The following is a 15169-nucleotide window of genomic DNA, read 5'->3' as shown; positions in this document are numbered from 1 at the left end:
TAGCTCATTCGGAGCAAGCGACACGCCCTCCACGGGGTGATTTTTGATCGCCGTTCAGCGGATCAGCGGATGAAATACACCTCGCCTTCCCCCGTCGCCGCACCCCGGCATTCGCTCCTTGTCGGCGGTACGGGGTTACATGGACGCCATGCAGCAGCCCGACACCCACACCACCGCCACCGCCGACCGCGCCGAGGTCCGGGCGCGGGCCGAGGCCGTCCTGCGCGAGCTCGCCGGCCCCGGCGCCGCCCTGCGCGAGGACCAGTGGACGGCCATCGAGGCCCTCGTGGTCGACCACCGCCGCGCCCTGGTCGTCCAGCGCACCGGCTGGGGGAAGTCCGCGGTCTACTTCATCGCCACCGCCCTGCTCCGGGCCCGGGGCGCAGGGCCGACGGTGATCGTCTCGCCGTTGCTCGCCCTGATGCGCAACCAGGTCGACTCGGCAGCCCGGGCCGGCATCCACGCCCGCACCATCAACTCGGCCAACACCGACGAGTGGGACGAGGTCCAGGCCGAGGTCGCCGCCGGGAAGGTCGACGTCCTGCTGGTCAGCCCCGAGCGGCTGAACAACCCGGACTTCCGCGACCAGGTGCTGCCCAAGCTCGCCGCCTCCACCGGCCTGCTGGTGGTCGACGAGGCCCACTGCATCTCGGACTGGGGCCACGACTTCCGCCCCGACTACCGCCGGCTGCGCACCATGCTCGCGGAGCTGCCGCCCGGCGTCCCGGTGCTGGCCACCACCGCGACCGCCAACGCCCGGGTCACCGCGGACGTGGCCGAGCAGCTCGGCACCGGCAGCTCCGACGAGCACGCCCTGGTGCTGCGCGGGCCGCTCGACCGGGAGAGCCTCACCCTCGGCGTGCTGGCCCTGCCCGACCCGGCGCACCGGCTGGCCTGGCTGGCCGACCACCTCGACCGGCTCCCCGGCTCGGGCATCGTCTACACCCTGACGGTGGCCGCGGCCGAAGAGGTGACGGCCTTCCTGCGCGAGCGCGGCTTCCCGGTCGCCTCCTACTCCGGCCGCACCGAGGACGCCGAGCGCCGCACCGCCGAGGCCGACCTGCTGGCCAACCGGGTCAAGGCGCTGGTCGCCACCTCCGCGCTCGGCATGGGCTTCGACAAGCCCGACCTCGGCTTCGTCGTGCACCTCGGCTCGCCCAGCTCGCCGATCGCCTACTACCAGCAGGTCGGCCGGGCCGGGCGCGGCGTGGACCGGGCCGAGGTGCTGCTGCTGCCCGGGCGCGAGGACGAGGCGATCTGGCGGTACTTCGCCTCGCTGGCCTTCCCCCCGGAGGAGCAGGTGCGGCGCACCATCGACGCGCTGGCCGAGGCCGGTCGGCCGCTCTCCACCGCCGCCCTGGAGCCCCGGGTGGACCTGCGCCGGGCCCGGCTGGAAACCATGCTCAAGGTGCTCGACGTGGACGGCGCCGTCCGCCGGGTCAAGGGCGGCTGGACGGCCACCGGGCAGAGCTGGGCGTACGACGCCGCCCGCTACGCCAAGGTCGCCGCCTCCCGGGAGGCGGAACAGCGGGCGATGCGCGACTATGCGGCGGCCACCGGCTGCCGGATGGAGTTCCTGCGCCGACAGCTGGACGACGAGCAGGCCGCACCGTGCGGGCGGTGCGACAACTGCGCGGGGCCGCTGCACACCCCGGACGTCTCCGCCGAGACGCTGGCCGCCGCCCGGGCCGCGCTCGGGCGCCCGGGCGTGAGCTTCGAGCCGCGCCGGCTCTGGCCGACCGGGATGGACGCGCTCGGAGTGCCGCTCAAGGGCCGCATCCCGGCGGGCGAGCAGGCCGAGACCGGCCGGGCGCTGGGCCGGCTGTCGGACATCGGCTGGGGCACCCGGCTGCGCACCCTGCTCGCCGAGCAGGCGCCGGACGTGCCCGTCCCCGGCGAGGCGGTGGACGCGCTGGTGACGGTCCTCGCCGACTGGGCCCGCGGGCCGGGCGGCTGGGCCGGCCCCGCGACGGCGGAGGGCACCCGGCTGGAGCGGCCGGTCGGCGTGGTGACCATGGCCTCCTCGACCCGCCCCCAGCTGGTCGGCAGCCTCGGCGCGCGGATCGCCGAGATCGGGCGGATGCCACTGCTCGGCAGGATCGAGTACGCCGGTGGGCTGCCGCCGCACGGGGCCCGCAGCAACAGCGCCCAACGGCTGCACTCACTGGCCGGGTCGCTGGTCCTGCCGCCGGAGGTGGAGCAGGCGGTGGCGGCCGCCGGCGGGCCGGTGCTGCTGGTGGACGATCTCGTCGACTCGGGTTGGACGGTCACCGTGGCCGCCCGGCTGCTGCGCCGGGCCGGAGCGGGCGCGGTGCTGCCGCTGGTGCTGGCCGTGCAGGGGTGACAGGACGGCAGAGGGCCGTCGAGGGAACAACGGCCTTCACTCGAATGGCCTAACAGAAAGGATCAAGCCAAGCGATTTCGATCACACTGGCCGGCCGGCTCGGGAAAGGGGTGGTCACCGTGCCGGCAACGGGCCGCCTCGTGCTCCGGACGTTGTGGATCAAGGCGTGTCGACATCCCGGCAACGCCCGGGCGATGGTGGAACATATCCGGCAGACCATGGGCTATCGGATGGCGTTCATCATTTCATCGTTGCCGCCCTGCCTCCGATGCCCCGAGAATTGGGGGGTACCCGAAACTCGGTCCGCCAGACCCGCCCTTCGGCGTACCCAGGCACCCACCTGCCCACGGGTCAGGAAGGAGGATCGTGATCAACGGTATCGACCGAGGTCAGCATCCCCTCTCCCGGAGTTCGGTACCCAGACGGGTGCTGGACCTGGAGACCTGGGCCGCCTCGGGGATCCCGTTGCTGCGCGACCCCCGCGAGTTCGTCCTGGAGCTGCACCAACGCCACCTGCCCCAGCCGGGCACGGTCGTGGTCGGCGTCGTGGACGCGCTCCACCACCTCGCCGCCTCGGCCTCCTTCACCCCCTGGTCGCGCGACACCGACGGCTGGCAACACCGGAACGCGCTGCTGGCGCACCTGCGCCGGATCGTCCCGCACGACCTGCGCCTGCCCGAGCCGACCCGCACGGTCGTGGTGCTGCGCTGCCGCGACGGCGCGCCCGGCTGGACGGAGCAGGACGGCGCATGGATGTGGGCACTGCAGGACGCGGCCGTGCTGCACGGACTGCGCTGCGGCGCGTACATCGGGCTCACCCCGGCGGGCTGGCAGGTCCTCGGGGACGGGCGGAGCGGACGCAATCCGCACGCGGGCTCGTGGGCGGACGGGCCGGTGCACACGGTGACCGAACTGCCGCCGCGCTCGGCGCTCGACGCACCGCGGGGTCCGCGCGCCCACCGACCGCCGGTCGAGCAGGGCGAGCACGGCACGGACGCTCAGCGCCCCCCGCAGTCCGAGACCCCGTGGATGCCCGCGCGGGTCGCGGCGGCCGAGCCGACCCGCCGTACCGGAACCCGCTGAGCCCGCAGAGGCCGCAGAGGCCACTGAGGCCGCAGAGGCCGCAGATCCGGCCGAGCCGGTAGGGCCCGCCCGGTCGGCCGAGACCGCGACAACCGCAGAGACCACCGTACGCACGGCCTCCGGGCACCGATCAAGCGGCCCCGGCGCCCAGGCAACGCCCGTCGCCGGACGGACCCGGAGCGGAAACGGCCCGTCGCCGGACGGAGTTCGGGCCCGGTACCGTACGGCACCGGGCCCGGAGCGGAACGACTGCGGTCAGGCGTTGACGGGGCGGCCGGCCGCGGGCGCGGCAGCGACTGTCCCCGCAGCCGCCGGGCCGGCCTCGCCGCAGACCACCAGCAGGGCGGTCGCACGGCCGAGCGCCTCGGTGTACGCCTCGGCGGCGCGGGCGGGCGTTCCGCCGTTGACCACCAGGACGACCACCTCGCGGCGGACCGGACGGGCCAGGGCGGCGTCCGCGTAGAACACGTCCCCGCCGTCGGCGAGCTGCGCCCAGTAGCGCTCCTCACCGAAGGACAGCTCGTGCTGCTGCCAGGGGTGGGCCTCGCCGACCGTCAGCACCAGGATGGTGCCCGGGTCTCGGCCGGCGTCCAGCAGCAGGTCGATCGCGTCGTCGGCGTGTTCCAGCGCCCGGGCCGGGGTGGCGGCGATCCGCTGGACCTCCGGCGCGGCGGGGGCGGGGCGACGCGGTGCCGGACCGGGCTTGGGGATCGGCAGCGGCGGACCGGGCCGGGCGGCGCGCGGCGGGGCCGGGCGAGGGGACGCCGGGCGGGGGCCGGGCACCGTGGCCGGAGCGGCGACGGTGGTGGGTGCGGTGGCGGGCGCGCCGCCGGTGGCAGGCGCGTTGAGGGCTTGTGCGTCCGACTCGCGGGGGAAGGGAACGCCGGGGCCCGGGAGGCTCTCGTGAATCTCCGGCTCCTCGGGGAAGACAGGCATACCCGGATATCTATCAAATGCCGGTCGGACGCGCACGGGCACCCCACCCATTGGACACCGAACACTCACGGCCCCCACCCGGGGCAATTCCAGACGGACCGTCAGAAACCGAGCGTCAACTGTTCGTCGGCGGATCCCCGACCCTCACCCACTTCCTCCCGAACGCGCTTGAGGTGACGCCACTTCGGCAGTCCGTCCATGAATGCCCAGGAGACCCGGTGGTGCTCGGTGGGGCCGAGTTCCTCCAGCGCGGCGCGGTGCACCGGGGACGGATAGCCGGCGTTCTCGGCGAAGCCGTACTCCGGGCACCCCTCGCCCAGTTCGGCCATCAGGCCGTCGCGATGGACCTTGGCGAGGACCGAGGCGGCGGAGACGCAGATGCAGGACTGGTCGCCCTTGATCACCGTGCGCACCCGCCACGGGCCGCCGAGATAGTCGTGCTTGCCGTCCAGGATCACCGCGTCGGGTTCGACCGGCAGCGCCTCCAGGGCGCGGACGGCGGCCAGCCGCAGCGCCGCCGTCATGCCGAGCTCGTCGCACTCCTGCGCCGAGGCCTGCCCGAGGGCGTACGCGGTGACCCAGCCGGCGAGGACCGGGGCGAGCGCACGGCGGCGCAGTTCGGTGAGCAGCTTGGAGTCGGTCAGCCCCTCCGGCGCCTTGCGCAGGCCGGTGACGGCCGCACCCACGGTGACCGGCCCGGCCCAGGCGCCGCGCCCGACCTCGTCCAGGCCGACGACGACCCTGGCGCCGGCCCGGCGGAGCGAGCGTTCGACGGAGTGGGTCGGCGGGACGATGGGCATGGCGGTTTCCGTTCAACTGGGGCAGCCTCCAGCCTAAGCCCGTCCCGGGCCCACCCGATCCGCCGCCCTCGCCGCGGAAGGGCCCGGTGGCCGGGCCCGACGGCCGCCCTCGGCGGAAGGGCCCAGCGCCGGTCCCGACGGCCGGTCCGACCGCCGGTCCGGCAGCCGGTCCCGGGCAGCCCTCAGGCGCGGATCATCGGGTGCAGCACCTCGTCCACCAGCCGGGTGGCGAAGTCCGGACCCAGGTCCTGAAACCCTCGGATCTTGGCCTGGTAGAGCAGCATCGCCGGGATGACGTCGGCCACGAGCGGGGTGGCCGCGCCGGGCCGCACGTCCCCGCGCTCGGCGCCGCGGCGGAGGATCTCCAGGATGGTCGCCGTCATCGGCTCGATGACGCGGTCGTTGATGAAGCCCTTGAACACCTCCGCCCGCTCCTGGTCGATCTCGACCATCAGCGCGCGGAGGGCCGCACCCACAGGGGAGGCCGCAGCGGCCGTGAACGCCCCGATGAGCTGCAGGAGTTCGTCACGAGCCGCCCCCAGGTCGGGGGTGTCGTAAGGGCGTGGAAGAGTGGCGTCCAGGGCGTCGATGACGAGTTCGTCCTTGGCGGCCCAACGCCGGTAGAGCGCGGCCTTCCCGGTCCGCGCCGCACCGGCGACCCCTTCCATGGTCAGCCGCGCGTATCCGCCGGAGGTGAGCTGGTCGAGCGTGGCCTCGAAGATCGCGTTCTCCAACTCCTTCCCCCGTCGCCTTCCGGGCCGGGTGAGGGCCTGACGGGCGGCCCGCACCGGGCAGAGAGCCGCCTCCGCACCCGACCCCGGAACCACCGCACCCGGCCCGCCGATCGCGACGTCCGAGGCACCCGAGCCGTCCGGGGCACCCGGAGGCTCCCCCCGCAAGGACGCCCGGCCCGGCACCCCACCCGCCGACCCACCCGCCGACCCGCCCGCCGACCCGCCCGCCGACCGCCCCGACGGCCGACCGGACCGGTCCGCCACCAGGCGCCGCACCAACCGCTCCATCGCCACCATCCTTAAGGAACGCTTGCGTTCACAATCGGGCCAAGATATCGTCCGGATTAGTGAACGATCCCGTTCCTTCCCGCTCTGCGCAAGGGCGCAGCGCCACACCCGGACACCGGCGGTCCGCCGGGTCCACAGCACCGAGCACATAGCCAGCAGGGGGCACATTCGTGGCTATCTCCGACACGCTCAGCAAGAACTCACCACCGCAGGACGCGAAGGGGCAGGGCAAGGGCATCACCCTGGCCGTCATCGCGGCCACGCAGCTCATGGTGGTCCTCGACGCGACCATCGTGAACATCGCACTGCCGCACATCAAGGACGCCCTGGGCTTCTCGACCACAGACCTGTCGTGGGTCATCAACGCCTACACGCTGACCTTCGGCGGGCTGCTGCTGCTCGGCGGTCGCGCGGGTGACATCCTCGGCCGCCGGCGGGTGTTCATCTTCGGCACCCTGCTGTTCGGGCTGGCCTCGCTGCTCGGCGGTTTCGCGCAGGACAGCACCCTGCTGCTGGCCGCCCGCGCCCTCCAGGGCATCGGTGGCGCGATCTGTTCACCGACGGCCTTCGCCCTGATCGCCACCAACTTCGAGGAAGGGCCGGCGCGCAACAAGGCGTTCGGCGTGTTCTCGGCGGTGGCCGGCTCGGGCGCCGCGATCGGCCTGCTCGCGGGCGGCCTGCTCACCGAGTACCTGAACTGGCGCTGGGTGTTCTTCGTCAACGTGCCGATCGCCGTGCTGATCGCGATCGCCGCGCCGCGCTACATCGCCGAGTCCGAGCGTCACCCGGGCCGCTTCGACCTGCCCGGCGCGCTCACCTCGACGCTCGGCCTGGTCGGCCTGGTCTACGGGTTCATCCGGGCCGCCTCGGACGGCTGGTCCGACAGTGTCACGCTCGGCTCCTTCGCGGCCGGCGCGATCCTGCTGGCCGCCTTCCTCGTGATCGAGAGCCGCACCGATCAGCCGATCACCCCGATGCACCTGTTCGCCGACCGCAACCGCACCGGCGGCCTGGTGATGATGCTCTGCCTGGCCGCGGCCATGTTCGGCATCTTCTTCTACGTGGTGCTGTTCGTGCAGGGCCCGCTCGGCTACAGCCCGCTGATGGCCGGCGTGTCCTTCCTGCCGATCAGCGTCTCGATCATCATCGCCGCGCAGATCGCGTCCACCTTCCAGGCCAAGTACGGCCCGAAGCCGTTCATGGCGGGCGGCGCGCTGCTGGTGACCGTGGGCCTCAGCTGGCTGACCCAGATGGGCAAGGACAGCGGCTACCTGGACGGCGTGCTCGGCCCCACGGTGGTGTTCGGCCTCGGCATGGGCATGATCTTCGTCCCGGTGATGCTGCTCTCCGTCGCGGGTGTCCCGGGCGAGGAGACCGGCGCCGCCTCCGGCCTGCTCAACTCGATGCAGCAGATCGGCGGTTCGCTCGGCCTGTCGATCCTGACCACGGTCTTCGCCCACTACGCCACGGCCGAGGCCGCCGTGCAGCTGCCGAAGTTCATGCAGAGCGCGAACCCGGACCAGCTGGCCTACCTCCAGCAGCACCACGAGTTCCCGCCGGGCACGGACGCCGCCAACACCGTGCTCACCCAGGGCATTTCGCACGGCTTCATCGTGGGCGCCGCACTCGCGGCGGTCGCCCTGGTGGTCGCGGTCTTCGCGATCAAGGCCAAGGCCGGCGACCTGCCGAGCGGCGACACCGCCGTCGCGATGCACTGACACCGGCACGGACGTCGGTACGACGTCGGCAGCGAGCCGACACGACGCCGGCACCGAGCCGGCACGACGCCAAGGGCCGACCGGGAGCAGCACGCTCCCGGTCGGCCCTTCGCGCTTCCGGCGCGTTCCGGCGCTTTCCGTCCCGGCCCCGGCCCGACCCGGGCCCGGCCCCCGTCCCGCCACCGTCCCAGCCCCAGCAGCCCCAGCACCGACCCCGGCCGGCTCCTACCAATCCCTGTCCTCGAACCCCGCCCGGTCGCAGGCCCGGTGGCCGACCCGCGGCGAGTCGTCCACCGGCGGCCGCTCCGCGAGGATCCGCCGGGCCCGGGCGACCGCGAGGTCGGTCGCGTACCAGGGCTGCGCCTCCCCGCGCAGATCCTGCGCGATCAGCTGCAGCGCGCAGCTGCGCTGCGGCTCGGGGAGCCGGTCCAGGGCGGGTACCGCGTCCGCCGACAGGTCCCGGACGTTGCGCAGGTCGATGGCCGCGGTGTGCGGGTCGGTCCGCAGGGCCTGCTCGTAGCGGGTGACGTTCTGGTCGGCGACGATCGCGTCCGGGCCCATCAGGCCGTACACCGCGACGGTGAGCACCCCGCTGAGGAGGACGACGCGCGGCAGCCAGCCGTTGCGGCGGGTCAGCCCGGAAGCGATCAGCAGCAGGAAGACGACGCCCAGCCAGACCTCGACCACGAGCACCCAGAGCCGCAGCCGGGTGAGCCCGGAGGCGTCCACGTAGAACCACATCCGACCGAGCGCCGAGGCGACCACGGCCAGCGCCAGCACGCAGAGCAACCCGAGCAGGATCCGCGCCAGGCGGCGGTCGGCGACGGTGGTGCGCGGGGCCCAGCGCTTGGCGACCGCCACCACGACCAGGGTCAGCACGGTGATCACGCTGAGCTGCCAGAAGCCCTGCCGGGCGTACGCGGAGCGGCTCATCCCGGTGTTACGCAGTACGGCGTCCGCGCCGCCGAGCACCACCACGGCCTGGAGCGCCGCGAAGACGCCGAACATCAGGTTGAGCGCGGCCAGCGGCAGCGCCCACTCCAGCCGTCGCCGCTCCCGGCCGGGCGGGACCTCGGTCCGGTCCCAGCGGCGCGGGCCGGCCGCGATGTGCGCGAAGCCCAGAGCGGTCAGCGTCCCGAGCACGAACAGGACTCCGCGCCCGGGGAGCTGGGCGAGGTCGAGGTCGGGGCTGAGGCCGCCCAGCAGGTCCGCCATGGCGGCGTCGGCGCTGGCGAACAGCAGGCCGAAGACGGTCAGCAGGACGGCGGCGACCACGAGCGCCTTGAGCACCGGGACGATCCGGTCGCGGCCGCGCAGCGAGCGCCCCTGCATGCTGAGCCGGGCCCACCGCACGGCGGGCACCGGCTGCCAGAGGATGCCGGGCAGGGCGAGCAGGACGCCCGTCCAGCGGCGGCCGCCGTGCACGGCCAGTGAGGCCAGGGCGAGTGCACCCCCGATCGCCAACATGCCTGGCCAGGCGGCGCTCCACACGGCCGGGACGGCCAGCAGGGCAAGGGCGAGCAGACTCCACGCGACCGTCCAGGGCCGGACCCGACGGCCCGCCGCCCGGGCGGCGAACCCCGCCCCGGCCGCGGTCGCGCCCCCGCAGATCAGCAGGTTGGCTCCCAGGCCGTCGTAGAACAGCCAGGCCGTCAGCAAACCGGTGAGCAGGGCGGCCAGGACGACCCGGGGCGGGGCCCCGACCCGCCGCTCGGGGTCGCTCGCTCGCAGGCGGCTCGCTCGCTTCGGCGGCGGCGCGACAGAGGTGCCGGGCGCGCCGGGTGCGCGCCAGGGCCTGGCCGGGTCGTACAGGTCCCAGGAGCCGTACGGCCCGCCCGGCTCCGGCGACCCCGGCATCGTCCCCGGCTCCGGAGCTGGTGGCGGATCGGCCGAGGCAGGCGTGGACAGACCGGGCATGGGTCCCCCTCAGTGGTCTACGGGTATGCGGAAGCCGCCCTCGGGGCAGTCCGCCGGCGGGCGCGCCGGGCGCCGCACCGCCGACTGTAGACCATTCTGAACAGGTTCAAAAGTTGGTTCTGAACGCGTTCAGAACCACCGTTCCACGTACCACCCCCTTGACGCCCCGCCCGCTACCCCTTCACCGACCCGGCCAGCAGCCCCCGGACGAAGTACCGCTGCAGGCTGAAGAAGACGACCAGCGGCACGATGATCGACAGGAACGCCCCGGCCGTCAGCAGCTCCCAGCGGCCGCCGAGCGAGCCCGACAGCTGCGCCAGCCGCACCGTCATCGGCGCCACCTCCGGCGTGCCGCCCGCGAAGGTCAGTGCGACCAGCAGGTCGTTCCAGACCCACAGGAACTGGAAGATCGCGAAGGAGGCGAGCGCCGGGGCGCTCAACGGCAGCACGATCGAGCGGAAGATCTTGAAGTGCGAGGCGCCGTCCACCACGGCCGCCTCCATCAGGTCGCGCGGCAGCTGGGCGATGAAGTTGTGCAGCAGGAACACCGCGAGCGGCATCGCGAACATCGTGTGCGCCAGCCAGACCGGCGCGTAGCTGCCCTTCAGGTCCACCGCGGGGATCAGCGTCAGCGGGCCCAGGTGCGCGCCGCTGGAGAACAGTCGCAGCAGCGGGATCAGCGCCATCTGGAGCGGCACCACCTGCAGTGCGAACACGGTGAAGAACACCGCGTCGCTGCCCCGGAACCGCACCCAGGCCAGCGCGTACGCCGCCATCGCCGCCAGCACCAGCGGGAAGACGGTCGCCGGCACGCTGATCGCCAGCGAGTTCACAAGGAAGGGCATCAGCCCGGTGGAGGCGCCGGAGCCGCCCTCGAACAGCACCGAGTGGTAGTTGCCGAGGCCGAAGTCCGGGTGGAGCAGCGCGCTCCACCAGCCGCTGGTGGTCACGTCCTGCTTGGGCCGCAGCGAGGTCACCAGCAGACCCAGCGTCGGGATCGTCCAGAGCACCGTCATCGCGATCACGAACACCGAGGCCGACGGACTGCTGAAGGCCTTGCGGACCGGACTGCCGGGGCCGCCGGCCACCCGCGGGGACCCCTTCGGGACGGACGCCTTCGAGCCGGCCCCCTCCGGGGCCGACGTCGTCGAGCCGGACCCCTTCGAAACGGACACCTTCGGGTCGGAGGACTTCCGCAGCGAGGTCACCGCACCTCACGCTCCTTCCGCAGCTGGACGATGTTGTAGGCCACCAGCGGCAGGACCGCGAGGAAGAGGATCACCGCGAGGGCGCTGCCCCGCCCGGAGTTGAACTGCACGAAGGACTGCGAGTACATCTCGTTGGCCAGCACCTGGGTGCCGAAGTTCCCGCCCGTCATGGTGCGGACGATGTCGAAGGCCTTCAGCGTGATGATCATGACGGTGGTCAGCACCACCATCACCGTGGTGCGGATCATCGGCACGGTGACGTACCAGAACAGCCGCACCCCGCTCGCGCCGTCCAGCCTGGCCGCCTCCACCACCTCGTCCGGGATCGCCTTGATGGCCGCCGACAGCACCACCATCGCGAAGCCGGTCTGCACCCAGACCATCACCACCATCAGCAGGAAGGTGTTCAGCGGCTGCGAGAGCATCCAGTTCGGCGGGGCGTCCCAGCCCACCGCGACGGCGAGCCGGCTGAGCAGGCCGATCTGCGGCTGCCCGGGCCCGCGCGACTCGTAGACGAACTTGAAGATGATCGACGCGCCGACCAGCGAGATCGCCATCGGCATGAAGATCAGCGACTTGTAGACCGACTGCCCGCGCATCCGGTCCACCAGCAGCGCCAGCACCAGCCCCAGCCCGGTCGCCACCAGCGGTGCGACGACCAGCCACAACAGGGTGTTGACCAGGACCTCCTGGACCGAGTCGGTGGTCACGGCCCAGCCGAAGTTCTCACCGCCGACGAACCGGGTGCCGTCGTCGTTCAGCAGGCTCAGGTACACCGTGCGGATCAACGGCACCACCAGGCCGACCGCCAGCAGCAGCACCGCCGGGCCGAGGAACACCGCGACGGCCAGCGGACGGGCCAGCCGGCCGCGGGCCCGCCCGGCGACCAGGAAGACCACCAGCAGGATGCCGAGGAATCCCGCCACGGCGCCGAAGGTGTTGCCGAACTTGACCGCCGCGTCGCCCCAGGAGCCGACCGCCAGTCTCTCGGCGGCCGGCCCGGCGACGGGTGACAGGGATCCGGGTACGGACATGGCTGCGCGTCCCTTCGGGTGCGGTGGGAAGGGGGCGGGCGGTGCGGGTGGGTGGCCCCGCACCGCCCTCGACAGGTGGTCCTCGGGTGCGCCCTGCTCCGGCCCTGCCGCGACGCGGCGCCGGAGCGGGCCCGCGGGCCGGTTACTGCGGCCAGGCGGCGTCGATGTCGGCGGCGGTCTTCTGGATCGACTGCCCCTCGGCGAACCAGGCGGTCAGCGACTTCCACTCCTGCCCGGCGCCGACCGCGGCCGGCATCAGGTCGGAGCCGTCGAACCGGAAGGTGGCCCCGGGGTCGGTCAGCGCCTCGGCCGACAGCTTGTCGATCGGGTCGGTGTACAGGCTCTTGTCCACGCCCTGGTTCGCCGAGACCCAGCCGCTCGCGGTCCGCACCCGGCTGCTCGCCCAGTCCGAGCTGGAGAGGTAGTTCTGCACCGCCTGCACCTCGGGCCTGCCGGCGAAGGCCGCCAGGAACTCACCGCCGCCCTCGACCGGGTTCGCGACGGACGGGTTCACCGCGGGCAGGTGGAAGGCGAAGACGTCCCCGTCCGGGCCGACCTTGGTGCCCTTGGGCCACTGCGCCTCGTAGAACGAGGCCTGCTGCAGCATCATGCACTTGCCGCTCAGTACCGGCGTGCCCGCGTCCTGGAAGGTCGTGGTGGCGATCGACTTCACGTCGCCGAAGCCCGCGTTGACCCAGGCCGGGTTCTGCATCCAGTCGGCGACCGTCTTCATCGCCGTGGTGATCTTCTCGTCGGAGAACTTCACCTGGTGGCCGACCCACTGGTCGTACACCTCGCCGCCGTAGCTGCCCAGCACCACCTCCTCCAGCCAGTCGGTGGCCGGCCAGCCGGTGGCCGTACCGGAGGCGATGCCGCCGCACCACGGCCTGGGGCCGCCCGCCCTGGCGATCCGGTCGCTGAGCGCCATCAGGTCCGCCCACGTCTTCGGCGCCTCGTAGCCGGCCGTCTTGAAGGCCTTCGGCGAGTACCAGACCAGCGACTTCATGTTGGCGCTCATCGGCGCCGCGTAGAAGGTGCCGTTGACCGAGCCGTAGGTCTTCCAGATCGGGCTCCACTTGTCCTGGTTCGCGACGGTCTGGGCGGGCGGCTTCACCACCTTGCCGCTCTTCACCATCTGCGCCAGCAGACCCGGCTGCGGGATGATCGCGAAGTCCGGGGCGTTGCCGCCGGCCACCCGCACCGGGAGCTGCGACTCGAAGTCGTTCGACCCCTCGTAACTGATCTTGATCCCGGTGCACTTGCTGAACTCGGACCAGGACTTCTCCAGGTTGTCCGACTCCGGGCTCAGGATGGAGGCGAACATCGTCACGGTCGTGCCCGAATGCCCGGCGTACGGCTGGTACTTGGCGCAGTCGCCGGACAGCGACCGGGTCGCGCCGCCCCCGCCGTCACCCGAACCGCCGGAGCTGTTGGAGCACGCCGCGGTCAGCGCCAGTGCCGCCACCAGGGCGGGTACGGCGGCCAGCCGCCGGCGGCGGGAACTCGGTTGCGGCGCGGTCGGGTTGAGGGTCAATGCGGTCCTCCTCGCCAGGGCATTGCTGCCGACGGTGGCTGAACGACATTGCGCTGTACCGGAGACGGGCCTACAGGGATCGCGGGCGGACGGCGGCCGAACTGATCGAAGACGTTAACGCAGCAGCCGCCCGACGCCAAGGTCCACGTTCGACCTTCACAAGGCGGTGTCCCGACCGTGACCCGCGACCAGCCGGAATCCGGACCACCGCCACCAGAAGTCGAAGGCCCCGCCCGGGAACCCGGACGGGGCACATTTCGTGACGCATCATCAGATCAGTCAGAGGTGCCAGAGGCGTCAGAACAGCCGGATCGGCAGATCCAGCAGACTGTTCACCACCAGCGACGGACTCGGCCGGAGATCGGCGTCCGGCACCGCGAGCGACAGCTTCGGGAACCGCTCGAACAGCGCCGGCAGCGCGACGCCCGCCTCCAGCCGAGCCAGCGGCGAACCCGGGCAGACGTGCGGCCCGTGGCCGAAGGACAGGTGCCGGGTCGGGTCCCGGGTGACGTCGAACAGCTCCGCCGTCACCCCGTGCTGCAGCGGGTCCCGGCCGATCGCGTTGTACGAGACCAGCACCGGCTCGCCCGCCGGGATCACCACGTCGCCGACCGGGATGTCCGCGGCGGTGAAGCGGAACAGGAAGTTGCTGGTCGGCGGCGTCCAGCGGAGCGACTCCTCCACCACCGCGTCCCAGGACACCTGCCCCGAGCGCACCAGCTCCAGCTGGTCCGGGTGCGCCAGCAGCGCCCGCACCGCGTTGCCGATCAGGTTCACCGTGGTCTCGTGACCGGCCGCGATGATCACCCGCAGGGTGGCCGCCGCCTCCGCGTCGGTCAGCGCCCCGCCCTCGGTGTCGGCCGCCAGCAGCACGCTCGCCAGGTCCTCGCCCGGGGCGGAACGGCGCTGCGCCACCAGGTCGTTGACGAAGGCGTTCAGTCCGGCGATGGTCGCCTGGATGCCCGCCGGGTCCGGCTTGATGCCGAAGAACCGCTCGTACAGGTCGCGCAGCACCCCGTGGTCCGACTCCGGCACGCCCAGCAGCGAGCAGATCACCGTCATCGGCAGCGGGAAGGCGAAGGCCGTCTTCAGGTCGACCTCCGGCTCCCCCGCCGCCAGGGCGTCCAGAAGCGCGTGGGTGATCTCCTCGACGCGCGGGCGCATCAGCTCCACCCGGCGCGGGGTGAAGGCCTGCGCCACCAGCGCCCGCAGCCGGCGGTGCTCGGCGCCGTCCGTGGTCACCATGCTCGGGCCGGGCACCGCCAGGCCGATCAGCGGCCAGGTCTTCGGCACCTCGCCGCGCTGGTAGGCGCCCCAGTGCGCGGCGTCCTTCACCAGCCGGGCGTCCGTCAGCAGCTCGCGCGCCGCCGCGTGCCGGGTCACCGCCCAGGCGGCCACGCCGCCGGGCAGCTCGACCGGCACCACCGGGCCGGCGGCCCGCAGCAGGGCGCCCTCGGCCGCGTTGTCACGGGCCAGCGGGTCGAGGACGATCGGGGCCTGGGCAGCGGTCATCGCAACTCTCTTTCGGACGACGGGGTGTCGACGGGGGCCGGACCCGCCGACGGTCGGCAGA

11 protein-coding genes are annotated in these 15169 nt (G+C 73.0%); 3 read left to right on the top strand and 8 right to left on the bottom strand.

What is annotated here, in order from left to right; genetic code table 11:
* Positions 1-148: 148 nt before the first annotated feature.
* On the top strand, positions 149-2344 hold the full coding sequence (locus tag ACIGG8_RS20795; RefSeq protein WP_396549692.1) for a RecQ family ATP-dependent DNA helicase: 2196 nt from the start codon (positions 149-151) through the stop codon (positions 2342-2344).
* Positions 2345-2722: 378 nt separating this feature from the next.
* Complete coding sequence (locus tag ACIGG8_RS20790) at positions 2723-3427, top strand: hypothetical protein (protein ID WP_396549752.1); 705 nt, start codon at positions 2723-2725, stop codon at positions 3425-3427.
* A gap of 255 nt (positions 3428-3682) precedes the next feature.
* Here the strand turns inward: ACIGG8_RS20790 and ACIGG8_RS20785 are convergent, their stop codons facing one another.
* The 3 genes from ACIGG8_RS20785 to ACIGG8_RS20775 all read right to left on the bottom strand — a co-directional run bounded on the left by ACIGG8_RS20785 (position 3683) and on the right by ACIGG8_RS20775 (position 5897).
* Positions 3683-4363, bottom strand: coding sequence for a hypothetical protein (locus ACIGG8_RS20785; RefSeq protein WP_396549690.1), 681 nt, complete (start codon positions 4361-4363; stop codon positions 3683-3685).
* Positions 4364-4464: 101 nt separating this feature from the next.
* Positions 4465-5163, bottom strand: a complete 699-nt coding sequence (locus tag ACIGG8_RS20780; RefSeq protein WP_350523356.1) for a ribonuclease HII — start codon at positions 5161-5163, stop codon at positions 4465-4467.
* 182 nt (positions 5164-5345) lie between these two features.
* Positions 5346-5897 carry a TetR/AcrR family transcriptional regulator gene (locus ACIGG8_RS20775; protein WP_396549687.1) on the bottom strand — a complete coding sequence of 184 codons (552 nt, stop codon included), beginning with the start codon at positions 5895-5897 and terminating at the stop codon, positions 5346-5348.
* Positions 5898-6355: 458 nt separating this feature from the next.
* Between ACIGG8_RS20775 and ACIGG8_RS20770 the strand changes: the two genes are divergently transcribed.
* A complete protein-coding gene (locus ACIGG8_RS20770) occupies positions 6356-7903 on the top strand; it encodes an MFS transporter (RefSeq protein WP_396549686.1) in 1548 nt (515 codons plus the stop codon).
* A gap of 225 nt (positions 7904-8128) precedes the next feature.
* Here ACIGG8_RS20770 and ACIGG8_RS20765 read toward each other — a convergent pair whose 3' ends face one another.
* The 5 genes from ACIGG8_RS20765 to ACIGG8_RS20745 all read right to left on the bottom strand — a co-directional run bounded on the left by ACIGG8_RS20765 (position 8129) and on the right by ACIGG8_RS20745 (position 15108).
* Positions 8129-9760, bottom strand: coding sequence for a DUF4153 domain-containing protein (locus ACIGG8_RS20765; RefSeq protein WP_396549685.1), 1632 nt, complete (start codon positions 9758-9760; stop codon positions 8129-8131).
* 233 nt (positions 9761-9993) lie between these two features.
* Positions 9994-11028 (bottom strand): carbohydrate ABC transporter permease, encoded by a 1035-nt coding sequence (locus ACIGG8_RS20760; protein WP_396549683.1) that lies wholly within the window; start codon positions 11026-11028, stop codon positions 9994-9996.
* Positions 11025-12062, bottom strand: a complete 1038-nt coding sequence (locus ACIGG8_RS20755; protein WP_396549681.1) for a carbohydrate ABC transporter permease — start codon at positions 12060-12062, stop codon at positions 11025-11027. The genes ACIGG8_RS20760 and ACIGG8_RS20755 overlap by 4 nt, the downstream gene beginning before the upstream one ends.
* Before the next feature lie 142 nt (positions 12063-12204).
* Positions 12205-13596 carry an ABC transporter substrate-binding protein gene (locus tag ACIGG8_RS20750; protein ID WP_396549679.1) on the bottom strand — a complete coding sequence of 464 codons (1392 nt, stop codon included), beginning with the start codon at positions 13594-13596 and terminating at the stop codon, positions 12205-12207.
* 297 nt (positions 13597-13893) lie between these two features.
* Positions 13894-15108 carry a cytochrome P450 gene (locus tag ACIGG8_RS20745; RefSeq protein WP_396549677.1) on the bottom strand — a complete coding sequence of 405 codons (1215 nt, stop codon included), beginning with the start codon at positions 15106-15108 and terminating at the stop codon, positions 13894-13896.
* Between the last annotated feature and the right edge of the window lie 61 nt (positions 15109-15169).

Origin of the sequence: Kitasatospora sp. NPDC085464 (genome assembly GCF_044541955.1) — a bacterium.
Classification (GTDB): Bacteria; Actinomycetota; Actinomycetes; order Streptomycetales; family Streptomycetaceae; genus Kitasatospora.
Note: the sequence above shows the minus strand (reverse complement) of the source record. Positions and strands in the feature narration are given on the sequence as shown.